This window comes from Leeuwenhoekiella sp. A16 (genome assembly GCF_047946675.1).
Taxonomy (GTDB): domain Bacteria; phylum Bacteroidota; class Bacteroidia; order Flavobacteriales; family Flavobacteriaceae; genus Leeuwenhoekiella.
In genome coordinates this window covers 2,025,780-2,052,222 of the sequence record NZ_CP172313.1, presented here as the reverse complement: position 1 = coordinate 2,052,222, position 26,443 = coordinate 2,025,780, and the positions used below count along the sequence as shown (strand labels likewise).

Sequence of the window (26,443 nt, the reverse complement as noted above, 5' to 3'; positions counted from 1 at the left end):
TAAATTTAAGTTGATGATTTTCTTCCTATCATATAAGTATAAATTGTGGTAAAAACCACAATACTTATGGAACTTAAAGGCATTAAGATTGCTGCCACCACAGGTGCAAGATTTCCGGTAACCGCAAATCCCAACCCAATTAGATTATAGAATAATGAGAATACAAAGGCGTATTTTATAATGCGAATACTCTTTTTTGATAGTCTTAAAAATTCAGATAACTCTTTTAATCTACTAGCATCAATAATCCCATCGCAAGCGGGCGAAAATACATTTACGTCTTCAGAAACAGCGATACCCACGTTGCTTTGGGCAAGGGCACCAGCATCATTCAATCCATCGCCTACCATCATAACTTTTCTGCCTTGTTGCTGCAGATTTTTTATAAAATTGAGCTTATCCTCTGGCTTTTGATTGAATTTTAATTGAGCGTTTTTAGGCAATTGGGTTTTTAGAAATTCTTTTTCGCCATCGTTATCGCCAGATAGTACTACCAAATTCGCTGTACTGCTCAATTCAGAAAATAACGCTGCCATTCCTTCTCGATAATTATTATAAAAAACATAACACCCCTTATACTCGTCGTTGGTACTAATATGGACTTGGGTATGTGTGGTAGCAGCCACTTCTTTTATGTTTCCAACAAAAGCATAACTACCAACTTTTACCCTCAAATCCTTGTAAATTCCTGTGATGCCTTTTCCGGTTTCTTCGGTAAAATCATCTAATGTGCAAATACTATTCTCTTGTAACAAATCGTACAACGCACGGCTTAACGGATGGTTGGATGCTCGCACGGTGCTGGTCAGGATTTTTTGTTCGTTTTCGGTCAACGAAATTCCTTGATACGTAATTAGATTTTTATTGTGGGTTGTAAGTGTTCCTGTTTTATCAAATACCACGGTGTCTATATGTGCCAGTAGTTCGAGGACGCTACTTTCTTTGAGATACAACTTTCTCTTCCCAAAAATGCGCAACATATTTCCAAGTGTGAAGGGTGCTGCTAATGCAATGGCACAGGGACAAGCCACAATAAGCACAGCAGTAAATACATTAAATGCCACAGTTGCATCTATAAAAAGCCAAATAACGGTCGCTACTACAGCAATACTTAAAATGGCAATTGTAAATCTTCGGCTTATTTGGTCGGTAAGATTTTCGAACGTGGTTGCTTTGTTTTTGCTGAATACATCGTTGTTCCACAATTGTGTAAGGTAGGATTGCTCAACCGCTTTTGTAACTTCAACTTCGATAATTCCTGATTTTTGTCTCCCACCGGCATAGATTTTATCGCCCGATTGTTTGATTACGGGTGCTGCCTCGCCCGTTACAAAACTGTAATCGATGAGTGCTGTTCCTTTTATTAATATCCCATCGGTTGGGATGAGTTCGTTATTTCGAATCAGGATGCGGTGGCCTGCCTGTAATTCGTATACAGGTGTTTGGATTTCATCAGTTTTCGCGAAAGTGGAATTATTATGACTCTCTTCTCTAAACAACTGTGTAACCGCAATAGGAAAATAAGATTTGTAATCCCGTTCAAAAGAGAGAAATGCGTAAGTTTTCTGCTGAAAGAATTTGCCCAATAGCAAGAAAAAAACCAATCCGGCAAAGCTGTCAAAAAAACCCGTGCCCCAATCCATCACAATTTCCAAAGTAGAGCGCAAAAATAGAATGGCTATACCGATAGCTATGGGTACGTCAATGTTCAAAATTTTAGAACGTAAACCTTTATAGGCGGACACAAAATAATCGCGTCCCGAGTAAAAAACAACGGGCACGGAAAAAGCAAACATCAACCATCGGAATAGGATTTTAAATTTATCCAACCAAAATTCGCTTACTTCAAAATATTCAGGAAACGACAGAAACATAATATTTCCAAAGGCAAAGCCTGCCATGCCCAATTTATAGATAAGGCTTCGGTCTATTATCTTTTTTTTCTTGTTGAAATCTTCGAGAGATATATTGGGTTCATAGCCTATCCTGCAAAGCAGGAAGACCAATTCTTTTAAATTGATTTCAGCCGAATTGTAAGTAATTCGTACCGATTTCTGCGGAAAATTGACTTGGGCATTCTTAATGGCAGGATTCAGTTTGTTAATATTCTCTAGCACCCAAATACAAGAACTGCAATGGATATGAGGGATTACAAACGAAACAATTTGGGTGTCCTGCTCATCAAATTCCAATAATTGGTCAATGATATGCTGGTTGTCCAGAAAATCGAAACGCCCCTCCATTTCCAAAGGTGTTTTTCCTGGTGTAGATTGCAAATCATAATAATAGGTGAGGTCATTCTCGTTGAGAATGTCAAACACCGTTTTACAACCGTTGCAACAAAAGGATTTTTCCTGATGCTCAATTTTTGTATCACGGCAAGGGTCGCCACAATGATAACAATTTTCCATAATTTACTCTATACCTGTGGCAAAGGTTGCAAGAATGGATGGTAGAAAAGATGACTTTTGTCAGTTGGTGTAAAATCTTTAGGAATTTCTTAATACATCTCAATGTGAAATTTTAGTATTTTGAAAAGAAAACTATGAAACTTTCAGCAATGACATTATTGGGTATCACGACCTTACTTCTTTTAACCATCGTGATTTTTTCAGCAATGGACTTTCCATTTAGCTGGGTATTCTATGCTACTTGCGCAGGGCAGGTTTTATTGGTTTATACCGTATATAAAGTATTGACAGATGATTATAAAACTGATAAAACTTTCAGGGATTTTTATGAGGACAGACCGGATTTGGGAAGGTAAAACCTATATTTTTACCACTTTCTTTTCTTCTTCCATAGCGAGCTTAATGGCGCGTCGCCAGAATATTGGGAATGGCTGAGCTCTGTAATGTCTGCTTGCAAGGTGTCCTATAATATGGAAACTGGCTTTAAAGAATTGAAAATCATCCTCTTTAATATACAGATCCATTTCTTCAAAAACTTCTTTCCTGTAGGCTTCAATGTCTTTATAGATAACAATGGAATGTTTTAGAGTACCTTCATTTTGACTGTAACATTTAGATGCAACAAATCCCTCAATGTCTTCCGTAGCAAACCAAATTTGCAAATTGAGTTTAGGAAATTGCTCTTTAACAAGTTCTCTGATTTGATGATATAATTCTTCTGATTGTAAAACAATCGCATACTCAACCAAAATTGTAATAATCGTCGAGGATGTAATCTCTACGGTGTCGTCGCCATTATGAATATCAACCAACTTATCAAAATTAGTTCTGAATATTGGAAAATCTTTATCTACCATATAATTGTTATGGAAAGCGACCACTAAATTTCTTATCCATCTCGATGCAGTATCGACTTTTCCTGCCTGACAAAGTAATTGTAGTGACATTGCTATTTCTATACTGTGTTCGTCATACTTTGGATAATTGAGCGGCGGATTATTTAAAACAAACGAACCTAAAGAATCAGCAATAGCCAAAGCGCTTCGGTATATTTTATTTGTGATTTCTGGCGGACTGGTTGCTGCTGCGAATATAAAATGCTGTATTTCAGTCAATCCTATACTTGCTAATATGCCTAACTGTTCCCAAGAATTTAAATTGTATTCAATGTAATTTTTAGAGTAGCGGTATAAACTATGCCTCTAATGTTTTATGTTTATAATAAGGTACCAAATTTTGGCCTGGTTCTGGGACGCTGTTAGCCAATTTTTGACCATCTGAATCAAAAAAAATGGACATCTGAACTTTTGAACCTTGAGCGGGATGGTAAGATGGATAATAGCATAAGTAACCCCAATCATTTAGGTCTTTTAGATAATTGTGATAGGTCGTTTTTGATTTGAATTTTGCTTTTTCCATAATCCATTCTCTGTTTATGGTTATCGTCCCTTTGAAAAATTCCCGATTCCATTTCTGAAAGAATGCCAGGTACAACGTGATATGACCCTGCTTAATTCTATTGTCATTGTTGAAAAGCTCAAAGGCTGCGTTGAGTTGAACTATGTAATTTACCTTTTCCATTCGCCGTCTTTATTTTTACTTGTAAAGGACTTTTCTTGAAAGCCTGTTTCTGTCTTTTCTACATACTTTTTTTCAAGAATCAACTTCTTTTTTGGCGGCTCTGTTTGCTCAAAAAAGGAATAGAGCATCGCAACTGTTGGTTTAGTTTGAGATTTTTCGATATCCTTCATTATCGCAATCATACCGTTCATTCGTTTTTTAATAAGCGTTGATATTTTTGATTCCAATGTTTCCATTCTTGGCCCCATTGATTCTGCTGGCGATATTCCGTTGTCTTCAAAAAATTCAACCATAAGCAACAATGTCATTGATTGAGATTTTGACATTTTCTTGCAGAAGTCTCTAAATTTTTCTGCAACTGAAGCCTTGATTCCTAATTTTTCAAACCGCTCTTTTTCATATCCTTTATCCATTTTTTCTGAAATTTTTATTTGGTTTTGTTGAGCTGAACAAGGTTTTTCTGAAAAACAATCACGAAAATTCAAATATTCAAAATTGCAAATCGCTGTTATCTATTGATTTTAAAAGGTTTTGTATAAAATTAAATATTGTAACATCGCTTTAGCGTGTTACCCTCTTGCTATACAAACCCTTCATTACATTTTGGTTTTATAGTACTTTTTGCCAAAAGCTAAGAACCATAAAATACCCTTCTATTTAAGTTCAATTTTTTAAGAGTTAGAATGTCTTTTCATTAAAGTGTTCTTTGCTATCAGCTGAAAAAACTATCCATTTTTCTAATCCAGACTCGACCATAATACCGCAATTTCAAAGCCAATATTAGATGATATAAATTGGTGTCAATTAGTTGCCACAATGTCATTTATTCACATACTTATTATATCCAGAGTGTTTTCCTTTTCATTTTATATTAAATGATATTGCCCCCCCAATTATTGGCCATTTGGTTTATGTCTTGTATTAGAAAATAGATTAAACTATCCTTAGTATCATTTTATCCACTTACTTCCCATAGTGCCTTCGTTGTTACCTTTTCGGAAACGTTACCTAAAATTTTGAGTGAGTAAGGAATTATAAAAGTGAGTGAGCGAACGATTATGCAGTCCGTCTCGAGCTAAATTTTAAATCTTTGTGAAACAAAAGGAAAAAGTAATATTTTCTAAAGCGGACTCTATTTCAAAGTTTCCCTCAAAAACAAAAAGTTGATAAATTCAAGAGATTTTAAAACGACAAAGAAACAAGAGCATATCAACTTTGAAATTGTGTCCAAGATTTTTTAAGTGAAGCTTATTTCCCGTAATGAAGCTTTTCGCAAAATGAAGTGAAATGTGCTGAGCGCATTTTCAAACTCAATTCTTATTAAATCGAAGTAATGTCAATAGACGTTAATAGCACTTAATATCATTTTAGGTAAAATTTAATGGTTCAAGAAAGAATAGTAAAATGTTGTACCTATGTTGTACCTGAGCATAAAAAAAGCCAAGATTTTCATCTCAGCTTTTTTCGTACCTCGGGTGGGAATCGAACCCACACTCCTTGCAGAACCGGATTTTGAATCCGGCGCGTCTACCAATTCCGCCACCGAGGCTTAACTTTTTTGCTTTGGATTTTGAATCCAGCGCGTCTACCAATTCCGCCACCGAGGCAAATAAGGACTGCAAAATTAATAAAAAAAACAGTTTAGCTAATAAAATAGTGCCTAAATATATTCAATAGACACAAATTAATTTCTAAATTTGCACCTCTTTTAGAGAAAGCCAGATTTAAAAGTCAAACACGCTATGTTTCAACCTGTTCCGGAACCCAAAATTTTCGCTTGTACACAGAGTAAAGCTCTTGCTGAGAAAATTGCCAAAGATTACGGTCAGGAACTGGGTAAGATAATCACTTCTACCTATAGTGACGGCGAGTTTCAGCCTTCTTTTGAAGAATCTATTCGGGGTTCTAGAGTTTTTATTATTGGCTCAACTATGCCAAGCAGTGAGAACTTAATGGAAATGCTGTTAATGCTTGATGCCGCAAAAAGAGCTTCAGCAAGACATATCACGGCAGTACTTCCATACTTTGGGTGGGCAAGGCAAGATCGTAAAGATAAACCGCGTGTACCTATAGCTGCTAAATTAGTAGCCAACCTGTTAGAGACAGCGGGAGCGACACGCATTATAACTATGGATTTGCATGCAGATCAAATACAGGGATTTTTTGAAAAACCCGTAGATCACTTATTTGCATCAACCATTTTTTTACCGCATCTGCGTAGTTTAAATCTTGATAATCTTACAATAGCTTCTCCAGATATGGGAGGATCTAAAAGAGCTTATGCCTATTCTAAGGCTCTAGAGAGCGATGTTGTAATTTGTTATAAACAAAGAGCACAGGCAAATGTGATAAGCCACATGGAGTTGATAGGTGATGTAAAAGGTCGCAATGTGATTCTTGTTGATGATATGGTAGATACAGCAGGAACCTTAACAAAGGCTGCAGATCTTATGATGGCAAAAGGGGCTTTAAGTGTACGTGCAATATGCACACATGCTCTTTTAAGTGGCGATGCTTATGAAAAATTAGAAAAAAGTCAACTGCAGGAGCTTATAGTAACAGACAGTATACCACTCAAAAAGCAAAGCGCTAAGGTAAGAGTAGTAAGCTGCTCACCTTTATTTGCAGATGTAATGCACAGGGTTCACAGCAACACTTCTATTGCATCAAAATTTATAATGTAAATTTTATAACTATTAATATATATTTAAATGAAGTCAATCACGATCACAGGATCTAAAAGAGAAAGCGTGGGCAAGAAAGCAACTCAAGCCTTACGTAATGCTGGAGAGGTTCCTTGCGTATTATACGGAGGGGATGAGCCAGTACACTTTAACGCACCAGAATTAGCGTTTAAAGATTTGGTTTACACTCCAGATGCGCACACCGCGACTTTGGAACTTAATGGAGAAACCTATATGGCAATCCTCCAGGACATTCAATTTCACCCGGTGACAGATCGCATTCTTCACGTAGATTTTTACCAGATTTTTGAAGGTAAAGAAGTTTCTATGACAGTACCAGTACATTTTACAGGTAACTCTCGTGGGGTACGTAATGGTGGTGTACTGCGTAAAACAAATCGTACTTTAAAGGTTAAGGCTTTACCTAAAAACCTTCCTGATTTTGTAGAAGCAGATATCACTAACCTTAAAATTGGTAGCAAATTGTATATCACAGAGCTTAAAAGTGATGATTACAAATTTATGCACCCAGACAACACAGTTATTTGCCAGGTAAGAACGTCTCGTAACGTTGTTGCTTTAGATGACGAGGAAGAAGAAGAAGGAGCAACTGCAGAAACAGAAGCTACTCAAGAATAAACTATTCTTTTATAACTTTTAAAAGCATCTGCTCTGGCAGGTGCTTTTTTATTTTATAGCTTTTTATTTAAAAGACGGTCTCATTTCAATATCTTAAATTTGCGCGTGTTCACAATTAAAAAATCATGCTTCTAAATCTAAAGAATCTATTAAGTAGATATAAAGAATCGCAGAGTGAAGAAGAAAACCCCATGAAGAAATTCTTAATAGCTGGCCTGGGAAACATAGGCCCTAAGTACGCAAATACCCGCCACAATATAGGTTTTGAAATTGTAGACGCTTTCGCGAAAGCAAATAATGCAACGTGGGAAACTGAAAAATTAGGTGACATTGCAAAACTGAAAATCAGGGGGCGCACGGTAATCCTGCTTAAGCCTAACACGTATATGAATCTTAGTGGTAAAGCTGTAAGATATTGGATGCAACAAGAAAATATAGCAGTTGAGAATTTGTTAGTAATTACAGATGATCTCAATCTTGATTTTGGCACCATACGCGTTAAAACTAAAGGCAGCGACGGCGGTCATAACGGGTTAAAAGATATTCAGGCACAAATAAACACAACTGCTTATAATCGCTTTAGATTTGGTATAGGCGATAGATTTAGTAAAGGCAGACAAATTGATTATGTATTAGGAGAGTGGGACAAAAATGAGCAGGCAGATTTACCAGAACGTATTGATAAATCATGCGAAGTAATTTCTAGTTTTGTAGCTGCGGGAATTAATAATACCATGAACCTGTTTAACGGAAAGTAAATTGAAACAACATCCTTCTGCACAAGAATTTACCGGCACTAAAAATACTGTTGTTACCATAGGTACGTTTGACGGTGTTCATATAGGACATCGCAAGATCATAAACAGACTTATTGCCAGTGCGCATAGCAATGACTATGAATCTGTGGTACTTACGTTTTTTCCGCACCCCCGTATGGTGGTACAAAAAGATACCGAAATAAAACTAATTAATACAATTGCAGAACGCACAGCTTTACTTGAAAAAACCGGCCTGGATCATCTAATAATCCACCCATTTACACAAGAATTCTCACGCCTTACGGCAGAAGATTTTGTAAAAGACATCCTGGTAGATCAGCTAAAGGCCAGAAAAGTTATTATTGGCTACGATCACCATTTTGGCCGTAATCGAAATGCTAATATAGATGACCTGAGAAAATTTGGTGAACTCTATGATTTTGACGTAGAAGAAATATCCAAAAAAGATATTGACGATGTCGCTATAAGCTCTACTAAAATAAGACAGGCATTAGAAGTGGGTGATCTTCATAAAGCAAATACTTATTTGGGCTATCCCTTTATGCTTACGGGTATCGTTTCACGTGGCAAAGGTTTGGGACGCAAAATGAATTATCCCACAGCCAACCTTAAAATCGATGAAGACTATAAACTTATTCCCTGCAAAGGGGTTTACGTCGTTAGATCTGTAATAGACGAGAAATCTGTTTATGGCATGATGAATATAGGCACAAATCCTACAGTTGGCGGCAATCAACTTTCTGTAGAAACTTACTTTTTTGACCTCAATAGCGATTTGTATGGCAAAAAACTTCAGATAGAACTTCTTACCAGAATACGCGACGAGAAAAAATTCAACACTGTTGAAGAACTTATAATTGCCATGCAGGAAGATGAGACGTTTTCAAAAAAATATATTGAAAAGCTAAATGCTTAACAACTGGCTGTATAGAAGAGTAGACAACAGCGCCCTTATTATTTTTAGGGTAATTTTTGGTTTACTTATTACTATAGAAGCCTGGGGAGCTATCGCTACAGGATGGGTCTCACGTGTTTTATTATCTGGTGATTTTACCTTTAATTTTTTGGGTTTTGGTTTTTTACAACCACTCCCCGGTAATGGCATGTACTACTATTATGGCATTATGGGGCTTTTTGGTGTTTTTATCATGCTGGGCTTTCGCTACAGAATGAGCATTGTGATCTACGGGATCATGTGGTCTTGCGTATATCTTATGCAAAAATCATCATATAACAACCACTATTATCTTTTAATGCTCCTACTGGGACTAATGGCCACCTTTCCTGCTCATCACTATTTCTCTGTAGATGCCTGGCGCAACCCTACCATTAAAAAGATATCAATGCCCCGCTGGGTATATGTTGTTATCATTGCACAGTTATGGATTGTCTACACATACGCCAGCATCGCAAAACTATATCCAGATTGGCTTAATGCCTCAGTACCGGGACTACTAATGCTTGCGCGAAAAAATTACTGGCTGGTAGGCGATATTTTACAGCAAAGCTGGGCACATTATACCATCGCATACATGGGCATTCTTTATGACGGACTCATAATTCCCGCGCTTTTATGGCCTAAAACCCGAAAAATTGCCTTCTTTTTGTCGATTTTTTTCCACCTTTTTAATAGCTTTATTTTTCATATTGGGATCTTCCCCTACCTTTCTTTAGCTTTCACGCTGTTCTTTTTCCCTTCAAAAACAATTCATGATATTTTTCTGAGAAAAAAAGAATATTACGCTGCAGATGAAATAATTGTCACCAACTATAGAAAACCTGCTCTTGTATTTTTTGGTATTTACTTTCTGTTTCAAATAGGCTTACCCTTGCGACACTGGTTTATAAAAGACGACGTACTCTGGACGGAAGAAGGTCACAGATTGAGTTGGCGTATGATGCTGCGCTCAAAAAGCGGAAGAATATTCTTCACCATTCAGGACAAAGAAAATGGAATAAAAAAGAATATCAATTACCGGGATTATCTTTCTGCAAATCAGCAGCGACTTGTTGCTTCAAAACCTGATGCTATCTGGCAATTTTGCCAAAGACTTAAAGCAGAATATGCCCGGGAAGGCAAAGACATAGCAATTTATGTAAACTGCAAAGTGCGTGTAAATAATCATGAGTGGCACACGCTAATAGATCCTAAAGTTGATATGGCGGCGGCTAAATTTAACTACTTCTGGCACAATGACTGGATTTTACCTTCTCAACTAGATACAGACACCCCATCAACAGATTACAAAGACGCTACTTTTGATTGAAAAAACGGGTAAAAAAGACCAAAAATCTGCCAGAAAAGGTTAAAAAAACTCCTTTAAATTAAATTGATTTTATGAAATTTCGCTTTAAGCGAAAAGAGAATTAGACTTAACAAAGAATTACAAACTCAAACTCCTTTTCTGCCCAAATTTTCACTCAATTCCTTACTTTTGCCTCTTAAAATTGAGCCATGCTACACGTAGTTGACATACGCGAGAATAAAGAAGAATATATAAAGGCGCTTGCTAAACGTAACTTTGAAGCTTCAGCTGTTTTTGAGCAGGTGCTTGAAGCAGATGAAAAACGCAGAGCAACACAAGCTCAGCTTGACAATACGCTGGCAGAAAGCAACAAAATATCTAAAGAGATAGGTTCTTTATTTAAAAACGGCGAAGCTCAAAAGGCTAACATTTTAAAAGAGCGTACGGTTAAATTAAAAGAAGATGCCAAGATTCTTCAGGAAACACTTAACGTTGTTTCTGCAGATCTTGACAATTTACTGTACACGATTCCTAATATCCCACAGGAAAGCGTTCCTGCCGGGAAGAATGAAGAAGATAATGAAGAGGTTTTTCGCAAAGGCGACATTCCGGTTTTAGCAGATGGCGCATTGCCACATTGGGAGCTTGCTAAGAAATATGACATCATAGATTTTGAACTGGGAAATAAGATCACAGGTGCAGGTTTTCCGGTTTATAAAGGGAAAGGTGCTCGTTTGCAAAGAGCGCTTATTTCTTACTTTTTAGATAAAAATACAGCTGCCGGTTATACAGAATATCAGGTACCGCATCTAGTGAATGAGGCTTCAGGTTTTGGCACTGGTCAACTTCCAGATAAAGAAGGACAAATGTACCATGTAGGAGCAGATGATCTATATCTTATCCCTACGGCAGAAGTTCCTGTAACTAATATGTTTCGCGGTGATCTACTTAACGAGAGTGATCTGCCTATAACCTGCACAGGGTACACGCCTTGCTTTAGAAGAGAAGCTGGTTCTTACGGCGCCCATGTGCGTGGGTTAAACCGTTTACATCAATTTGACAAAGTTGAGATCGTACGCATAGAGAGACCTGAAGATTCTGATGCTGCTCTTGATGGTATGGTAGAACACGTAAAATCAATTCTTGACGAACTTAAACTGCCATATCGCATCTTAAGATTGTGTGGTGGTGATCTGGGCTTTACTTCTACGCTTACATATGATTTTGAAGTATTCTCTACAGCTCAGGACAGATGGCTCGAGATAAGTTCTGTTTCAAACTTTAAGACTTTCCAGGCCAATCGTTTGAAATTGCGCTTTAAAGATGCCGAAGGGAATAAAAAACTTGCTCATACGTTAAATGGTAGTTCACTGGCTTTGCCTCGTGTGCTGGCAGGAATACTTGAGAACTATCAAACAGCTGAAGGAATTAAAATACCTGAAGTTCTCGTGCCCTACTGCGCTTTTGACACGATCGCATAGCCACAGGTTTTTTGGTTATATTTACCTAGACGGCATTACTTTCAGACAAGATTGATGCGATAATAAATCGCCATCTCTGCTCTGATATTTGTGCTTAGATCCTTTATTAAAAAACAAAACAAGTGCTACGCTTCCTCTTTCTTAGCGGATGTCTATTCGTGTTCTTTTTGGCCTCTGCCCAGAATGAGCAATTGGCGCGCAATTATTTTGAGCAGGGAGAATTTAAAAAGGCCGCATCAACTTATGAGGCTTTGCTATCTCATAGTCCTACTAATACAAATTACATATTGGGTCTTGTAGAGTCATATCAACAACTTCAGGACTATGAAGCCTCTCAAAAGTTACTTGAGAAATATATCGCTGCGCGAAATAATGCTCCCACTTTTGAAATAGAATTAGGTTACAACTACCAATTACAAGGCAATGCTGAAAAAGCAGATATGCAGTATAATAATGCTCTCGATGTCATAAATACCAATCCCGGTTATGCCTATACAATAGGCCGTTCTTATGAAAAATACAACCTGCTTGATTATGCGATAAAAGCCTATAAAAATGCGATGGCTATAAGCGAAAAGTTGACTTTTGACTTGCAGCTGGCAAGGATCTATGGCGAGCAGGGAAACATCGAGTTAATGCTTGATACTTATCTCAATCTAATAAAAAAAGATGAAAAGTTTGAAGCAATAGCCCAACGAACATTCTCAGAATTTATCACAGAAAACCCCGATAACCCGGCCAATATCACATTTAAAAAACTCCTTATAAAACGCATACAACAAGATCAGGATCTTTTATATAATAAATATTTGAGTTGGCTTTTTATACAGCAGAAAGAATATAAAAAAGCCTTTGCTCAGGAAAAGGCTATTTATAAACGCAGCGAGAATGACATGCAGCGCATTATGAATCTGGCCGGTATAACTTTAGAGAATAATGACGATGAAATGAGCACAGAGATTCTCGACTTCATCATCGCTTCTACTTTTAATCAGGATATCAGGCTTTCTGCTGAGCAAAAATTGCTGGAGATAGACGTTAAAAATGCAGATGTCTCACAATATACACGTCTTGAAAAAAGATTTGAAGAGCTGTTAAAACTATATGGTGAGACTCCACAAACATTGTCGCTGCAAATAGAATATGCCCATTTTCTCGCTTTTAAAAGTGACAATATCACAACGGCAGTAGACCGTCTAAAGCAAGCATTAAAACTTCAGCTTTCCCGCTTTCAGGAGGCTCGTACTAAAATGGAACTGGCAGATATTATGGTTCTGGATGAAAAATTCAATTCTGCACTAATTTATTATACACAGATCGAGAAGAGCCTTCAAAATGATGTTCTGGCGCAGGAAGCTAAATTTAAAGTTGCAAAAACCAGTTATTACAAAGGTGATTTTGACTGGGCGCAGGCACAACTTAAAATATTAAAAGCTTCTGCCACGCAGCTTATAGCTAATGATGCACAAGAGCTTTATCTTAATATTGCAGACAATTCTCTTGAAGACACGGCAAAAGTCGCCCTTAAATTATACGCGCGAGCAGATCTTTTGTCTTTTCAAAATAATGATGACGCCGCAATTACGATCTATGAGAATATTTTAAACGAGCACAAAGGAGAATCGATAGAAGATGAAGCGTTACTGGCTCAGGCAAAATTATACGAGAAAAACAAAAATTACGCTTCCGCGGAAGCAAACTATCTTAAAATCATACAATTTTACGGTGATGATATTTTAGCCGATGATGCGTACTATAGACTTGGCCAGCTCTATGCCGGCCCTCTCAATGATCCCGAAAAAGCCAAAGAAAATTACGAGAAGATAATTTTTAATTTCGCTGACAGTATTTACTACGTAGATGCTCAAAAAAAATACAGAATACTTAGAGGCGACGCTATTAAATAGCGACTTATAACAAAAACAAATTATGATAATATATAATCTAACTGTCAATATAGAAGAGAGCATTCATGATGAGTGGCTTTACTGGATGCGTAATGAACATATTCCTGACGTGCTGGCAACCGGTAAATTCAACAAAGCGTTAATGACAAAAGTACTGGTAGAAGAAGAAAAGGGCGGGATCACCTATTCTATACAATACACTGCAAAAAGCAAAGATGCTCTTGCCCGCTATTACAAAGAAGATGCAGACAGATTGCGTGCAGAGACTAATAAGTTTGCCGGTAAGTTTGTAGCCTTTAGAACAGAGCTTGAGATTATTTCTGAGCAATTAGAAAATCAGGAATCACGTTATAATTAGCACAGCCAATCTAACAATTGATTCAAGCTTTTTACCGAGCCCCAAACCCAAATATAAATACCACTACGCGGATAAATAAATACTGATGAAAGGCAAAAATTTTCACCCCAAAAATAAAAATCAGTTTAACCAGTCCTCAACAGATCAGGTAAAGGCAAAAAAGCATTTAGGGCAGCACTTTCTTAATGATGAGAGTGTAGCGCAAAAAATTGGTGAAACACTTTCACTTGAAGGGTATAAAAATATTCTCGAGATTGGGCCCGGTACCGGCGTACTTACCAAGTATATCCTGCACAAAGATTTTAATATCGTAGCGATGGATCTTGATAGTGAATCCATTATTTACCTCAATCACAGTTTCCCGCTAGAGCATGTTAGTAAGATAGAGCGTACAAATTTTAGAGTCATTGAAGCCGATTTTCTTAAATACGATCTCCATGAATTATTTGGCGATGAGCCTTTTGCCATAACGGGTAACTTCCCTTATAATATTTCTACCCAAATTGTTTTTAAAGCGTTAGAATGGAAACAGCAAATACCAGAATTTACGGGTATGTTTCAAAAAGAGGTTGCGCAACGTATTTGTGATCCCGGCGGCAGCAAATCCTACGGAATACTTTCTGTACTTACACAGGCTTTTTACGATGCAGAATACTTATTTACCGTCCCGCCAGAAGTTTTTAATCCGCCGCCTAAAGTTGACAGCGGGGTGCTTCGCTTAAAGCGAAAAGCAAACTATGAAGACATAGGTTGTGATACTGCTATGCTGTATAAAGTGGTAAAAGCAGCTTTTCAACAGCGCAGAAAAACGCTTAGAAATAGCCTAAAATCGTTTGATTTGAGTGAAAACCTCCGCGAAAATGATGTCTTTAACAAACGTCCTGAGCAGTTAAATGTATCAGAATTTATTGCCCTTACGCGATTAATAGAACTTGATCAACAGGAGTAAATTGAATCTCATACGATCTCTGTGATCTATTTATCTGTTTTAGAAAAACCGGTAAAAATGTATAAAAAATGGTTTTTAGAGAGGCAAAATCCGCCTATATACAGCAGATCCAGAAAGTAAGACATTAATTAGTTGCTTTTAATAGAGAAAAGCTCCAATTTCCGCATTCTTATTTTATTCCGCAGGCAAAAATCAACGCCTCAAAAATATATAGTAAAATAGCTTTATTTAGGCGCTTCCTTAACATTTATTTATTTGCTGCAAATACAGTCGCTGTCTTACTTTGGTTATATTTGTTGGGCTTAAAAAATTCAGTAATAACTTAACAATACAGCTGCCTATGGCTTTTGAAATCACAGAAGAGTTGATCGAACAGATCGAAAATCTGATTGAAGCTAAGGACGATGCCCATATCCTCGATCTTCTGGAGGAAGTGCACCATGCAGATATTGCTGAAATTTTTGACGAGCTCAATACAGAAGAAGCCACATATCTCATAAAACTTCTTGATAGTGAGAAAACTTCTGAAGCTCTTATGGAGCTTGATGAAGATGTGCGTGAGCGACTTCTTGACAACCTTTCTCCAGAAGAGATCGCCAGTGAACTAGATCAACTAGACACAGATGATGCGGTAGATTTTATATCAGAACTGGATGAAGAGATTCAGAAAAAGGTAATAGACGCTATAGAAGACGACCAGCACGCGCAGGATATCATAGAGATGCTGCGGTATGATGAGAATTCTGCCGGTGGCCTTATGGCGAAAGAACTGGTGCGTGTACATGAAAACTGGACGGTAGCAGGTTGCGTGCGTAAAATGCGAGTACAGGCTCAAAATGTAACCCGAGTACATTCGGTTTACGTGGTTGAGAAAAATGATAAGCTTATAGGCAGACTTTCTTTAAAAGACCTGCTAACTGCAGATACTAAAGCAAAAATAGCAGATATTTATATCCCTAACGTTGATGCCGTAAATGTAAAAGACCCGGCAGAAGATGTTGCTAAACTTATGCAGAAATATGACCTTGAGGCTGTTCCTGTTGTAAATGATGCGGGTATATTACTAGGAAGAATCACAATTGATGATATTGTAGATTTCATTCGTGACGAGGCAGATAAAGATTATCAAATGGCGGCCGGTATTTCACAGGATGTTGAGGCAGATGATAACTTATTTAAACTTACGCGTGCAAGATTACCATGGTTGCTCATTGGGATGTTTGGCGGTTTAGGGGCTGCGAGTATTATAACAGGCTTCAACGATATATTTGTCACTTTCCCAAAATTATTGGTTTTTGTACCGCTTATACAGGCAACCGCTGGTAACGTAGGCGTACAATCTAGCGCTATTGTAGTACAAGGTCTGGCTAATGATTCACTAAAAGGTAATATTGCTAGCAGATTACTTAAAGAATCTGCTTTAGCCTTAATTAATGGTCTCGCGATTGCTATGGTGGTTCTAGTGATAAGTCATTTTGCATTTAAAACTTCATATCTGGAATCTGTGAGTATTGGGATTGCTATAATCGCGGTGATCATTCTCGCCGCTTTAATTGGTACTTTTATACCTATAATCCTTGACAAAAGAGGCATTGATCCAGCTGTAGCAACTGGCCCATTTATCACCACCAGCAATGATGTTTTTGGAATACTTACCTACTTCCTGATCGCAAAAATGGTTTTGGGTTTTTAAATAAACTCTTTTATTTAACCATCTCTGTAAAAAGAGAGATCATTAAATTTGAAGTATGCAATCTAATACCTACACTCTTGAGATCACCGTTACCGAAGATGCAATAGATCAATTGGGTCATGTTAATAACGTGCAATATCTACAATGGATTCAGGATGTTGCTGAGGCTCACTGGTTACATGCTACAACAGAAGATATTCAGAAAGAATACGTGTGGGTCGCACTTGAACATAATATTAAATATCACAATCCGTCATTTAAAGGAGAAAAACTTACACTCAAGACCTGGGTAGATAGTTTTGAAGGAGTGAGAAGCATACGCCACGTTGAGATCATTAGAAACAGTGATCAAAAGAAACTGGTTTCCTCTATAACACAATGGTGTCTCCTACATATGCCAGAAGGGCGACCTATGCGTATACCTGCCCTGGTTAGTGACTTATTTTAATTCTTATGAAGACAATCAACTTAACAGATAAATTTTCAAAATTTAAAGATCAATGGCATCCTCACCAGATTGCTGTAGTAGATAATATGCAGGTTCTTCTGGCCAAATTAAAAGATGAGTTTGTATGGCACAAACACGACGATGAGGAGGAGCTTTTTCAGGTTGTAAAAGGCACGTTGATCATGAAATTCCGCGAAAGCGAACAAACCATTAAAGCTGGGGAACTCATTGTTGTTCCCAAAGGTGTAGAGCATTGCCCTATGACAAAAGATGGCGAAGAAGTGCATGTTCTTCTTTTTGAAAAGCTAACTACAAAGCACACCGGCGATGTGCAACATGAGAAAACCCAAACTGTTTATCCTAAAATTTAAAAATGCATATACTTCATCTAGACTCTAATCACCCTTTATTAATTCAACAATTAGAAGAAGCCGGTTTTGAAAATTCTGAAGATTATACTTCTACAAAACAGGAGGTAGAAGATAAGATCGAGAACTACCAGGGTATTGTTATAAGAAGTAGGTTTAAAATAGACAAAACCTTCCTAAACAAGGCAAAAAACCTCCGCTTTATTGCGAGAGTTGGTGCGGGTTTAGAAAGTATTGATGAAGATTATGCCGCAGAAAAAGGCGTGCAGCTTATCGCAGCGCCAGAAGGTAATCGCAATGCCGTGGGCGAGCATTCTTTAGGCCTGCTTTTATCACTGTTTAACAAACTTAATCAGGCTGATGCCGAAGTACGAGCAGGAAAATGGAACCGGGAAAGCAATCGCGGACTAGAACTTGAAGGTAAAACTGTGGGACTTATTGGTTATGGCAATATGGGTAAGGCTTTCGCCAAAAAGCTGCAGGGCTTTGACTGTACAGTGCTATGTTACGACATTAAAGAAAATGTAGGCGATTCTCTGGCAGAACAGGTAAGCTCAGAAGAATTGCAAAAAGAGGCAGATGTATTAAGTCTACACACGCCGTGGACACCACTCACAGACAAAATGGTTGATGCCAAGTTTATAAATGCTTTTAAAAAACCATTTTGGCTTATCAATACAGCTCGTGGCAAAAGTGTAGTTACAGCAGATCTGGCACAAGCATTACAAACCCGGAAGATATTAGGAGCAGGTCTTGACGTTCTTGAATATGAAAAACTTTCTTTTGAGAATCTTTTCACTTCTGCAGAAGAAATGCCGGCCCCTTTAAAGTACCTCATAGAGTCTAAAAATGTCATTCTCACTCCACATATTGCGGGCTGGACGGTAGAAAGCAAGATCAAGCTGGCACAGACAATAGTAGATAAAATAAAAGCATCCTTCTTATAAATTACTATCTTCATTATTTATTACTAATAATAGATCATGAAAAATCGAGTAACAGGACTGGGCGGATTCTTTTTTAAAACAAAAGACCCAGACAAGATCAAAAGTTGGTACAAAACCCATCTGGGCATCCCAACAGATCAATATGGGTGGACGTTCTGGTGGCGCGACGAGAACGGTAATAAATTTTCTACGCAGTGGAGTCCTTTTGCAGCAGACACTTCTTATTTCGCTCCCAGCGAAAAACAATTCATGATGAATTTCAGAGTAGAAAGTCTAAAAGAACTCCTTGAAGTTTTAAAAGAAGAGGGCGTAACCATTATAGGCGAAATGGAAGAGTACGATTATGGTAAATTTGGCTGGATACTCGATCCCGAAGGCAACAAGATCGAACTTTGGGAACCTGTAGACAAAGCATTTCTCTAGTACTAACTGCCAGGCAAAAACCACAACAATCTTTTGGAAATTGACATAAGACCTTTTGAGATTCAGGATTATGAGCGCGTTGCTCAAATCTATAAGGATGGTATGGCGACTGGCATTGCCACTTTTGAAACCCAGGTTCCCAGTTATGAACAATGGGACGAAAGATTTATCAAAAAGTGCCGTTATGTTGCCCATGAAAACAACCAAATTTTAGGCTGGTGTGCATTAAGTAAAAAATCAAGTCGCGAGGTGTATAATGGCGTAGCAGAAGTCACTCTTTACATCGCTTCAAAAAATCGGGGAAAAGGCATAGGAAAACGGCTTTTAAGGCACTTAATTCGCCAAAGCGAAGCCGAGAGTTTCTGGACGTTAACCGCTCACATTTTTCCGGAAAATATCGCCAGCATAAAATTGCATGAACAACACGGGTTTAGAAATGTAGGCTATCATGAAAAAGTCGCCATGCGAGACAACAAATGGTTTAATAATCTCATTTTTGAGCGCAGGAGTACAGCTACCAGATTCTTATAATTTAATCTTCTTTTTTAGCATTCTCAAGCTTCTGCTCAAGTTCTGCCTGAAATTCTTCCATTACCGGTTTCACAGTACTTTCCGGGAGATCTGCAATTCTTATATACATCAAGCCATCAATTGCGTTGTTAAATAAAGGATCTACGTTAAACGCCACCACTTTTGCATTTTGCTTAATGTATTTCTTGATAAGAACGGGAAGCCTTAAATTTCCGGTTTCCATCTCTTCTATGAGCTTATCAAATTTATTAAGATCTGCTTCGGTCTCATCAAAAACAAATTCTTTATCGGCGTCTTTCAGTTTTACTTTAAACTCTTTTTTAGGCCTAATGTATTGCGCTATGTAAGGATCGTAGTAATGCGATTTCATAAACTCAATCATCAAAGATTTAGAGAAATTTGAAAATTGATTACTAATACTTACTCCGCCAATTAGGTATTTGTGCTCAGGATAACGCAAAGTTGTATGAACGATCCCGCGCCATAATAAGAATAAAGGCATAGGTCGCTGTTGATATTCTTTAATAATAAACGCACGGCCCATTTCTATGCTTTCGCTCATCATTTTGTGCAACTCTGGCTCAAAGCGAAATAAGCTCTGTAAGTAAAAACCGTCTATGCCCTGTTTTTGAAAAATAACCGAACCAAGACCCATTCTATAAGCACCTGCGATCTTTTTTTGCTCTTCATCCCAAAGAAAAAGGTGATGGTAATATTGATCAAATTCATCCAGATCTGTAGGCTCATTAGTACCCTCGCCTACTTCTCTAAAAGTTATTTCCCGAAGTCGCCCTAATTCTCTTAGTATGTATGGGATTTCCTGCGCTGGCACCAGAAAAACCTCATAGTTCTTACTTTGCAACAGCCGCCTGTCATTTTCCCTAATATCTTCAACCTCCTGTTGTATCAACTCAGCATTTACAGAGTGTGCTATTTTCTTTGGCTCTTTATGCCCCTTTAGTGAATTTAGTGAATGAGGTATGTTGCTTAGAATATTCTTTTTCTCAAAAGTTCGCGCAAGCATATAGGTTTTCTTCCGAAGAAATTCTGTAAAATCATCCAGATTCTCATGCTCGTTTTGCGCCGCTACAGAAATAGGATTACCTATTCTCACACGTATTACCCTGTTTTTTTGAGTTAACAACTCAGAGGGTAATTTAGCTGTACGCATAGTATCACTTATACGCGATAATTGATAGAACAGCCTGCTGTTTTTTGCATGAAAATAAATAGGAACCACAGGAACCTGGGCCTTTTTTACCAGCTTCATCGCTGCCTCTTCCCACGGCCTGTCTATAATAAGTTTATCGTCTTTGTACGTTGAAACCTCACCTGCGGGAAAAATCCCCAGAGGATGCCCGTCACGTAAATGTGTGATTGCCTGTTTAAAACCGGCCAGACTAGATTTTACATCCTTTTTATTCTCAAAAGGATTAACCGGCATTACATAAGGCTTTAAAGGCTCTATGCGGTGCAGCAAAAAGTTTGCAATAATCTTAAAATCCTGCCGTTGCTCCAGCATGAGTTTAAGCAACAAAATACCGTCAATACCGCCTAAAGGATGGTTACTTATCGTTATATAAGCTCCTGATTTAGGCAATCGTTTGAGATCTTCTTCAGGAATTTCAAATTTTATCTGGAATTCATTCAGGATCGCGTTAAGAAATTCAAGGTCTGAAAGGTCCTTATTACGATCGTAGATTTCGTTGGCTTTCGATATTTTGAGTACTTTCATGAGTGTCCACCCCAGAAAGGTTCCTACAAAACCGAATTTATCTACGTTAATGGCTTGCGCAACTTCTTTTGCGGTTACTAATCCCATGAAGTTCTTTAAATGAATTTTTGGCTAGAAAACAAATATAACAAAAATTGAACCTCTTTTATTGCGTTACCAGCTGTACAGTGTTTTCAGTGACCTGTTTTAGGAGCACATTTTTGCCTTCTTCTATGGTTTGCAGCGCTTTCTCTGTAAAATGCCTAATGGTAAATAATTGCACATTTTTGTGAACGGCCACCTTAAAATGTTGCTTTAGCTGAATTAGCAGATCTTCTAAATTCCCATATTTGTCATCGATGCAAACAGAAAAGCTTATTGCAGAATTCTGTATAAGGTCAACCTTCATCTTATGCCTGCCTAATAATTTAAAAACCTCGCCTATATTTTCTTCTATCATAAATGAGAAATCTAGTGATGAAAGCGAGATCAATAATTGATTGTGTTTCGTTATAAAACAAGGCGTTAAAGGTTCTAATAATTCACCTTTTGTAACGCAGGTGCCAGCCGCAAGTGGATCTACAAATGATTTCACATAAAGTGGAATTTCCTTATGCTGCAAAGGCTGCAGGGTTTTGGGGTGAATTACCGTCGCACCGTAGAACGAAAGCTCAATCGCTTCCTGATAAGATATATTATTAAGCAACAATGCATCTTTAAAATAACGCGGGTCTGCACTAAGAACACCGGGAACATCTTTCCAGATAGTAACAGATTTTGCATTTAAACAATACGCCAGAATTGCGGCTGTATAATCGCTGCCTTCTCTGCCCAGCGTGGTGGTAAAACCGTTCTCATCTGAAGCGATAAAACCCTGTGTAACTGTAAAGCCTTTTGGCGAAATTGCTTTTATTAAGGAAGCCTGAGAATCGTCCCATTTAATCTTGCCTTCCCGGTAATTATTGGTCGTTTTTAGGTGATTTCTTATGTCTAAAAGCCGATTTTTATAACCTGTTTTTTCTAGATAATGAGAAATAATTGCTGTACTTAGCAATTCCCCAGTACTAACAACCTGATCGTAAACAAAATTGTAATTGGGTGATTTGTTTCGCTCAAGAAAAGATTTCAGGTCATCAAAATATCCTTCTATTACATTAAGAATTACCTTATGCTGACTTTCAAATAACTCTGCGATTATATCGAGGTGATAGCTGTAAGAATTAGCAATTGCAGCAGCTAAATTTTTAGGATCATCAAAATAGGCGTGCACAACTTCTTCTAGCGCATTTGTGGTTTTACCCATTGCCGAAACTACAATGACCAGATCTTTTTCTGCAGTAGCCTGCAAAACTTTAAACATGTTTGTTACCGCATTGGCATCTTTAACCGAAGCACCACCAAATTTAAAAATCTTCATAGTTGCTAGATCAACTTTCTTCCCTGAAGAAAAGTCTTCATTCTTTCGGCATCCATTTGTACAGTATGCCAGTCTTTTAATATGCTCGCTCCAGAATTTTCATAAAATTTTATCGCTGTCTCATTCCAGTCGAGCACAACCCACTCAACCCGGCGCACACCTTGTTTATGTGCATACTTTATAACTTCAGAATACAGCGCAAGCCCAATCCCTTCTCCTCGCTTTTCCTTTTTTACGATAAGGTCTTCAAGGTGAACAGTCTTACCCTTCCAGGTAGAAAACCTGAAATATAACAGCGCAATACCTACTATTTCCTGGTTATTTTCGGCAATAAAGCAGGTAAAATCGGGATTATTACCGGTGCCGTACGAGATTAGATCATCAACAGTCACTTCTACCGCATGGGGCTCATTTTCAAATTCTGCCAGTTCTTTTATCAATCTGAGCACAGAAGCCATATCGTTTGCTTCTGCTATTCTAATTGTGAAATCCATACTTATTATTTAGGCTTAAAGATACGTTTTCAATTTTTACGAAAAGACCACATGAAATTTCAGACTTTTAATTAATTCATACCTAAAATTCAATTAATCTTAAAAAAGAGGGGGTTTTTCCCCTTTTCAGAACGATTTTAATGCAAAAATGTTAGGTTTTAATTATTATATTTGATTTTACACTAACTAAGGGCTCATGGCAAAAAAAGACGCAGAACTCCCCGAAGAACAAACCTCAAAGATCGAAGCGATAAAGAACCTCATCTTTGGTGAGAATATCGCTCAGTACAATCAGGAATTTGATCAGGTAAAGAAGGAGATCAATAAACGCAAAGAAGAGCTTGAGGTCTATATTGAAGACGTGCGCAAAGAGCTTACGCAAAGCATAGATAATTTAAGCACAGACATTGGCATACGCATCTCTGAGCTTGAAGATACGGTTAGTGAGAAAACTGAAAATCTTGACCATATAAAAGTTGATAAAAAAACTATAGGAGATATGTTTATTTCGCTTGGCGAAAAGATAAAAGCCGGTCAATAAATACTACGCTATGAATACTGAAGATAAACTTGATATTCTTCGGGAGATTCTACTTACTGATGACCGCGAACTGGCACAGCGCATTACCCAAAAGCTGGATAAACTTGAGAAAAGGCAAGGCAATCTTTCTGCACGTGTGCAGCCCATAATAGATGAAAACCTGCAGGAGTTCATTAAAGAAATGCCGCTTACTCTGGGTCCCACCATAACTAAAACCTTACAAACAGAAATCAGGAAATCACAGGATGCGGTGGCAGAAGCGCTTTACCCTGTTATGGGTAAAATGATTAAAAAGTATGTTCAAAATGAAATAAAAGTTCTTCAGGAGAAAATAAATGAGCAAATAAGTCATACCTTTTCTTTTAAAAGATGGGCTGCGGGCTTTAAAAGTAAAAAGAGCCGTGAGCAAGAAGCTGCAGATATACTTGCAGATCAATATAAGGCTCATATTGAGCAGGTGATGGTTATTGAGAAATCATCTGGTATTTTAAAAGGAAATCTGGCAATAACGCAGAAGATAGATCAGGATATGATGGCGGGCATGCTTACAGCTATTAAAAGCTTTGCTGAAGATGCTTTTATAACAGACCAGCAAAATCTTGAAGCTATTGCCTATGATCTTTATACCATACATGTTCAAAATTTTTCGGAATATTATATTGCAGTTATTATATCTGGAATTTATAATGCAACAGTTAAAAGTAAACTTGAAGACATTCTGCTTGACTTTGCACAAAATGAAATAAATGAAGATGATATTAAGGATTTCAGCGCATTTAAATTAAAGCTTACAGAATATTTTAAATATGACATTATCTAAAAAAATTGTACTTATAGGCCATTTTGGAGTGGGAAAATCGTCTCTGGTTCGGCGTTTTGTTGCTAATGAATTCTCTGATGATTATAAAGTTACCATAGGTGTCAATATTTTAAAAAAACAGGTAGATCTTGATGAGAACAGAATGAATCTTATTCTGTGGGATGTTGAAGGAAACGATGAAATGAAAAATTTTAGATCCTCTTATCTTATGGGAGCTTCTGCATTTATATATGTTTTTGATGCTTCCAGACCTATCACCTATCAAGATCTTAAAGTGAATATTGATTACCTTAAAGAGAAATATCCTGATGCTCTTATACAGATCATCGGGAATAAGGTCGATTTGGTCGAACAAGAGCTTATCGAGGAGCGATTAAAAGAAAAAGAAATAAAACAGGCTTATCTTTCTAGTGCAAAAACCGGCCAGAATGTAGAAAAAGTGTTTCACGATCTGGCCATACAATTATCCCTTCATGCTTGAGAAGATTAAACAAGAATACTTTGACAGATCTACACAGATCATACTTATAGATAAAGAGAATACAATTTTAGATAGTGATCACCGCCTTTTTAAATTAAAAACGGGAACCTATCTTCATGATTTTCACGCTTTCTTTTTTACCCTTCTTGATGCTTTTGAAAGCGATGAAAAAACACAATACTTCCCCAGCATTAAGTTTGAAAGAGAGGGTGAAGACCTATTTCTGGATGTAAATTTTACCAGAGAAAGTGACGATAAAGCTTCAATAATTCTTAATGATTGTACAAAGTACTACAAAGACCTGCATCAAATCTATCAAATTAGGAACGAGTCTATATTAAAGTATCGTATCTCTGAAGAGAACAATCGCGTGCTAGAAGAACAACGCAACTTTAAGAATAAGTTTCTTTCTACAATTAGTCACGAGATACGCACACCCATAAATGCAATAAAAGGTTTTCTTGAAATTCTAACACTTACAGAATTAAGCCAGGAACAACTTGATCTTGTCAACATTATACAGAACTCATCAAACAATCTAATTTCTCTTATTGATGATCTTATTGATATTTCACGTATTGAGGCTGGTAAGCTTAAAATAGACAGCAAGCGATTTGATTTTAAAGCTATGATCTCTGCTCTTGAAGAAACCTATTCTTTAAAATGCAGAGAAAAAGGAATAGAATTCAAATTGGCTATCCCAAAGAGTATTCCGCAATATTTAGTAGGAGACGATTTACGAATAAATCAAATTCTTATCAACCTTCTGGAAAATGCATTAAAGTACACAACCAGTGGTCATATCGAGCTAAGAGCCAATATTAAGAAGCAAACCTCATCAACTATAGATCTTAAATTTGAAGTTCAGGATACAGGCTATGGCATTTCTGATAAAGAGATGGAAAACATCTTTATCATGTTCGATAGATTAAAGCGCGGTATCAATGTAGAAGGTAGCGGTCTTGGGTTAAGTATCGCAAAACAACTTGCAGATCTTATGAATGCTGATATTAGCGTAGCTAGTAAAGTAGATGAAGGCTCAACATTTGGTCTTGATATCAAACTTAAAATTTCACATAATCAGAGTAAATCAAGAAAACGCAAATCTAAGTCATTAACAGAACTAGAACCAGATAAAAAGTTCAGAATTTTAATGGCAGAAGATATTGAGATCAACCAGATGCTAATCATGAAAATGTTTAGAACCCATCCTGAATATAGCCTCGACCTTGCAAAAAACGGCGAGATCGCATTAAGATTGATCAAAGAGCGCGAGTACGATCTTATTCTTGCAGATCTTACCATGCCTATTATGGATGGTCTCGATCTTACCCATCATATACGCACCTCAGAGAATCCTAAAATAAGTAAGATACCTATCGTGGCACTTACAGCTCACGCCTCAAATGATGAGAAAGAGCAGACTCTGGCAGCTAGTGTAAACGCTTATTTAGTAAAACCCGTAAATAGTGCACTCCTGTTTGAAACAGTGGCAGAACAGATAAAAAAATCTAAACGTAGTAGAAAGTAA

The 26,443-nt window shown here is 37.4% G+C and carries 27 protein-coding genes and 1 tRNA gene; 20 read left to right on the top strand and 8 right to left on the bottom strand.

From position 1 onward, the window contains the following. Positions 1-5: 5 nt before the first annotated feature. On the bottom strand, positions 6-2,411 hold the full coding sequence (locus ACH3O9_RS08840; RefSeq protein WP_416446389.1) for a heavy metal translocating P-type ATPase: 2,406 nt from the start codon (positions 2,409-2,411) through the stop codon (positions 6-8). Positions 2,412-2,545: 134 nt separating this feature from the next. Between ACH3O9_RS08840 and ACH3O9_RS08835 the strand changes: the two genes are divergently transcribed. Beyond that, complete coding sequence (locus tag ACH3O9_RS08835) at positions 2,546-2,767, top strand: hypothetical protein (RefSeq protein WP_416446387.1); 222 nt, start codon at positions 2,546-2,548, stop codon at positions 2,765-2,767. 3 nt (positions 2,768-2,770) lie between these two features. Here ACH3O9_RS08835 and ACH3O9_RS08830 read toward each other — a convergent pair whose 3' ends face one another. The 4 genes from ACH3O9_RS08830 to ACH3O9_RS08815 all read right to left on the bottom strand — a co-directional run bounded on the left by ACH3O9_RS08830 (position 2,771) and on the right by ACH3O9_RS08815 (position 5,541). After that, positions 2,771-3,526 (bottom strand): hypothetical protein, encoded by a 756-nt coding sequence (locus tag ACH3O9_RS08830; protein WP_416446374.1) that lies wholly within the window; start codon positions 3,524-3,526, stop codon positions 2,771-2,773. 79 nt (positions 3,527-3,605) lie between these two features. After that, positions 3,606-3,992 (bottom strand): hypothetical protein, encoded by a 387-nt coding sequence (locus ACH3O9_RS08825; protein WP_416446372.1) that lies wholly within the window; start codon positions 3,990-3,992, stop codon positions 3,606-3,608. Further along, entirely contained in the window at positions 3,980-4,405 is a 426-nt protein-coding gene (locus tag ACH3O9_RS08820) for a BfmA/BtgA family mobilization protein (protein WP_416446370.1), read from the bottom strand. The genes ACH3O9_RS08825 and ACH3O9_RS08820 overlap by 13 nt, the downstream gene beginning before the upstream one ends. 1,054 nt (positions 4,406-5,459) lie before the next feature. Next, a tRNA-Leu gene (locus ACH3O9_RS08815) sits at positions 5,460-5,541 on the bottom strand. Between the two features lie 193 nt (positions 5,542-5,734). On the opposite strand from ACH3O9_RS08815, the gene ACH3O9_RS08810 reads away from it, so the two are divergent. The 15 genes from ACH3O9_RS08810 to ACH3O9_RS08740 all read left to right on the top strand — a co-directional run bounded on the left by ACH3O9_RS08810 (position 5,735) and on the right by ACH3O9_RS08740 (position 19,445). Beyond that, positions 5,735-6,676 (top strand): ribose-phosphate pyrophosphokinase, encoded by a 942-nt coding sequence (locus ACH3O9_RS08810; protein WP_416446368.1) that lies wholly within the window; start codon positions 5,735-5,737, stop codon positions 6,674-6,676. 27 nt (positions 6,677-6,703) lie between these two features. Beyond that, positions 6,704-7,315 (top strand): 50S ribosomal protein L25/general stress protein Ctc, encoded by a 612-nt coding sequence (locus ACH3O9_RS08805; RefSeq protein ID WP_416446366.1) that lies wholly within the window; start codon positions 6,704-6,706, stop codon positions 7,313-7,315. A gap of 125 nt (positions 7,316-7,440) precedes the next feature. Next, complete coding sequence (pth, locus tag ACH3O9_RS08800) at positions 7,441-8,073, top strand: aminoacyl-tRNA hydrolase (protein WP_416446364.1); 633 nt, start codon at positions 7,441-7,443, stop codon at positions 8,071-8,073. A gap of 1 nt (position 8,074) precedes the next feature. Then, on the top strand, positions 8,075-9,010 hold the full coding sequence (locus tag ACH3O9_RS08795) for a bifunctional riboflavin kinase/FAD synthetase (protein WP_416446362.1): 936 nt from the start codon (positions 8,075-8,077) through the stop codon (positions 9,008-9,010). Then, on the top strand, positions 9,003-10,361 hold the full coding sequence (locus ACH3O9_RS08790; RefSeq protein WP_416446360.1) for an HTTM domain-containing protein: 1,359 nt from the start codon (positions 9,003-9,005) through the stop codon (positions 10,359-10,361). Before ACH3O9_RS08795 ends, ACH3O9_RS08790 begins: the two co-directional genes overlap by 8 nt. Positions 10,362-10,549: 188 nt before the next feature. After that, positions 10,550-11,821 carry a serine--tRNA ligase gene (gene serS / locus ACH3O9_RS08785; RefSeq protein WP_416446358.1) on the top strand — a complete coding sequence of 424 codons (1,272 nt, stop codon included), beginning with the start codon at positions 10,550-10,552 and terminating at the stop codon, positions 11,819-11,821. A gap of 122 nt (positions 11,822-11,943) precedes the next feature. Continuing rightward, positions 11,944-13,728 carry a tetratricopeptide repeat protein gene (locus tag ACH3O9_RS08780; RefSeq protein ID WP_416446356.1) on the top strand — a complete coding sequence of 595 codons (1,785 nt, stop codon included), beginning with the start codon at positions 11,944-11,946 and terminating at the stop codon, positions 13,726-13,728. A gap of 22 nt (positions 13,729-13,750) precedes the next feature. Then, the gene (locus ACH3O9_RS08775; protein ID WP_416446354.1) at positions 13,751-14,086 is read left to right on the top strand and encodes a DUF4286 family protein; all 336 of its coding nucleotides are present in this window, start codon (positions 13,751-13,753) and stop codon (positions 14,084-14,086) included. 85 nt (positions 14,087-14,171) lie between these two features. Continuing rightward, entirely contained in the window at positions 14,172-15,035 is an 864-nt protein-coding gene (gene rsmA / locus ACH3O9_RS08770) for a 16S rRNA (adenine(1518)-N(6)/adenine(1519)-N(6))-dimethyltransferase RsmA (protein WP_416446352.1), read from the top strand. Between the two features lie 340 nt (positions 15,036-15,375). Continuing rightward, entirely contained in the window at positions 15,376-16,728 is a 1,353-nt protein-coding gene (gene mgtE, locus ACH3O9_RS08765; protein WP_416446350.1) for a magnesium transporter, read from the top strand. A 55-nt stretch (positions 16,729-16,783) separates the two neighbouring features. Then, positions 16,784-17,176, top strand: a complete 393-nt coding sequence (locus ACH3O9_RS08760) for an acyl-CoA thioesterase (protein WP_416446348.1) — start codon at positions 16,784-16,786, stop codon at positions 17,174-17,176. A gap of 5 nt (positions 17,177-17,181) precedes the next feature. Further along, a complete protein-coding gene (locus ACH3O9_RS08755) occupies positions 17,182-17,547 on the top strand; it encodes a cupin domain-containing protein (protein WP_416446346.1) in 366 nt (121 codons plus the stop codon). Positions 17,548-17,549: 2 nt separating this feature from the next. Next, positions 17,550-18,491, top strand: a complete 942-nt coding sequence (locus ACH3O9_RS08750; protein WP_416446344.1) for a 2-hydroxyacid dehydrogenase — start codon at positions 17,550-17,552, stop codon at positions 18,489-18,491. Between the two features lie 36 nt (positions 18,492-18,527). Next, positions 18,528-18,914 carry a VOC family protein gene (locus ACH3O9_RS08745; protein WP_416446342.1) on the top strand — a complete coding sequence of 129 codons (387 nt, stop codon included), beginning with the start codon at positions 18,528-18,530 and terminating at the stop codon, positions 18,912-18,914. A gap of 33 nt (positions 18,915-18,947) precedes the next feature. Then, complete coding sequence (locus ACH3O9_RS08740; protein WP_416446340.1) at positions 18,948-19,445, top strand: GNAT family N-acetyltransferase; 498 nt, start codon at positions 18,948-18,950, stop codon at positions 19,443-19,445. A 1-nt stretch (position 19,446) separates the two neighbouring features. Here the strand turns inward: ACH3O9_RS08740 and ACH3O9_RS08735 are convergent, their stop codons facing one another. Genes ACH3O9_RS08735 through ACH3O9_RS08725 form a run of 3 tightly spaced genes read right to left on the bottom strand, consistent with a single transcriptional unit; the run spans position 19,447 to position 23,070 of the window. Next, on the bottom strand, positions 19,447-21,267 hold the full coding sequence (locus ACH3O9_RS08735) for a GNAT family N-acyltransferase (RefSeq protein WP_416446338.1): 1,821 nt from the start codon (positions 21,265-21,267) through the stop codon (positions 19,447-19,449). Positions 21,268-21,325: 58 nt separating this feature from the next. Then, positions 21,326-22,576, bottom strand: coding sequence for an aspartate kinase (locus ACH3O9_RS08730; protein WP_416446336.1), 1,251 nt, complete (start codon positions 22,574-22,576; stop codon positions 21,326-21,328). 5 nt (positions 22,577-22,581) lie between these two features. Beyond that, positions 22,582-23,070, bottom strand: a complete 489-nt coding sequence (locus ACH3O9_RS08725; RefSeq protein ID WP_416446334.1) for a GNAT family N-acetyltransferase — start codon at positions 23,068-23,070, stop codon at positions 22,582-22,584. 196 nt (positions 23,071-23,266) lie between these two features. On the opposite strand from ACH3O9_RS08725, the gene ACH3O9_RS08720 reads away from it, so the two are divergent. Genes ACH3O9_RS08720 through ACH3O9_RS08705 form a run of 4 tightly spaced genes read left to right on the top strand, consistent with a single transcriptional unit; the run spans position 23,267 to position 26,443 of the window. Beyond that, on the top strand, positions 23,267-23,611 hold the full coding sequence (locus ACH3O9_RS08720) for a fructose 1,6-bisphosphatase (RefSeq protein ID WP_416446327.1): 345 nt from the start codon (positions 23,267-23,269) through the stop codon (positions 23,609-23,611). 10 nt (positions 23,612-23,621) lie between these two features. After that, positions 23,622-24,431 carry a cell envelope biogenesis protein OmpA gene (locus tag ACH3O9_RS08715; RefSeq protein WP_416446321.1) on the top strand — a complete coding sequence of 270 codons (810 nt, stop codon included), beginning with the start codon at positions 23,622-23,624 and terminating at the stop codon, positions 24,429-24,431. Continuing rightward, positions 24,418-24,912, top strand: a complete 495-nt coding sequence (locus tag ACH3O9_RS08710; RefSeq protein ID WP_416446319.1) for a Rab family GTPase — start codon at positions 24,418-24,420, stop codon at positions 24,910-24,912. The genes ACH3O9_RS08715 and ACH3O9_RS08710 overlap by 14 nt, the downstream gene beginning before the upstream one ends. Next, a complete protein-coding gene (locus tag ACH3O9_RS08705) occupies positions 24,905-26,443 on the top strand; it encodes an ATP-binding protein (RefSeq protein WP_416446317.1) in 1,539 nt (512 codons plus the stop codon). The genes ACH3O9_RS08710 and ACH3O9_RS08705 overlap by 8 nt, the downstream gene beginning before the upstream one ends.

Bases quoted from the DNA above. Each gene is read 5' to 3' on its own strand.
- ACH3O9_RS08840 (WP_416446389.1), bottom strand. From the start codon at position 2,411: ATGGAAAATTGTTATCATTGTGGCGACCCTTGCCGTGATACAAAAATT.
- ACH3O9_RS08835 (WP_416446387.1), top strand. From the start codon at position 2,546: ATGAAACTTTCAGCAATGACATTATTGGGTATCACGACCTTACTTCTT.
- ACH3O9_RS08825 (WP_416446372.1), bottom strand. From the start codon at position 3,992: ATGGAAAAGGTAAATTACATAGTTCAACTCAACGCAGCCTTTGAGCTT.
- ACH3O9_RS08820 (WP_416446370.1), bottom strand. From the start codon at position 4,405: ATGGATAAAGGATATGAAAAAGAGCGGTTTGAAAAATTAGGAATCAAG.
- ACH3O9_RS08810 (WP_416446368.1), top strand. From the start codon at position 5,735: ATGTTTCAACCTGTTCCGGAACCCAAAATTTTCGCTTGTACACAGAGT.
- ACH3O9_RS08805 (WP_416446366.1), top strand. From the start codon at position 6,704: ATGAAGTCAATCACGATCACAGGATCTAAAAGAGAAAGCGTGGGCAAG.
- pth (WP_416446364.1), top strand. From the start codon at position 7,441: ATGCTTCTAAATCTAAAGAATCTATTAAGTAGATATAAAGAATCGCAG.
- ACH3O9_RS08790 (WP_416446360.1), top strand. From the start codon at position 9,003: ATGCTTAACAACTGGCTGTATAGAAGAGTAGACAACAGCGCCCTTATT.
- serS (WP_416446358.1), top strand. From the start codon at position 10,550: ATGCTACACGTAGTTGACATACGCGAGAATAAAGAAGAATATATAAAG.
- ACH3O9_RS08775 (WP_416446354.1), top strand. From the start codon at position 13,751: ATGATAATATATAATCTAACTGTCAATATAGAAGAGAGCATTCATGAT.
- rsmA (WP_416446352.1), top strand. From the start codon at position 14,172: ATGAAAGGCAAAAATTTTCACCCCAAAAATAAAAATCAGTTTAACCAG.
- mgtE (WP_416446350.1), top strand. From the start codon at position 15,376: ATGGCTTTTGAAATCACAGAAGAGTTGATCGAACAGATCGAAAATCTG.
- ACH3O9_RS08760 (WP_416446348.1), top strand. From the start codon at position 16,784: ATGCAATCTAATACCTACACTCTTGAGATCACCGTTACCGAAGATGCA.
- ACH3O9_RS08755 (WP_416446346.1), top strand. From the start codon at position 17,182: ATGAAGACAATCAACTTAACAGATAAATTTTCAAAATTTAAAGATCAA.
- ACH3O9_RS08750 (WP_416446344.1), top strand. From the start codon at position 17,550: ATGCATATACTTCATCTAGACTCTAATCACCCTTTATTAATTCAACAA.
- ACH3O9_RS08745 (WP_416446342.1), top strand. From the start codon at position 18,528: ATGAAAAATCGAGTAACAGGACTGGGCGGATTCTTTTTTAAAACAAAA.
- ACH3O9_RS08735 (WP_416446338.1), bottom strand. From the start codon at position 21,267: ATGGGATTAGTAACCGCAAAAGAAGTTGCGCAAGCCATTAACGTAGAT.
- ACH3O9_RS08730 (WP_416446336.1), bottom strand. From the start codon at position 22,576: ATGAAGATTTTTAAATTTGGTGGTGCTTCGGTTAAAGATGCCAATGCG.
- ACH3O9_RS08725 (WP_416446334.1), bottom strand. From the start codon at position 23,070: ATGGATTTCACAATTAGAATAGCAGAAGCAAACGATATGGCTTCTGTG.
- ACH3O9_RS08720 (WP_416446327.1), top strand. From the start codon at position 23,267: ATGGCAAAAAAAGACGCAGAACTCCCCGAAGAACAAACCTCAAAGATC.
- ACH3O9_RS08715 (WP_416446321.1), top strand. From the start codon at position 23,622: ATGAATACTGAAGATAAACTTGATATTCTTCGGGAGATTCTACTTACT.
- ACH3O9_RS08710 (WP_416446319.1), top strand. From the start codon at position 24,418: ATGACATTATCTAAAAAAATTGTACTTATAGGCCATTTTGGAGTGGGA.
- ACH3O9_RS08705 (WP_416446317.1), top strand. From the start codon at position 24,905: ATGCTTGAGAAGATTAAACAAGAATACTTTGACAGATCTACACAGATC.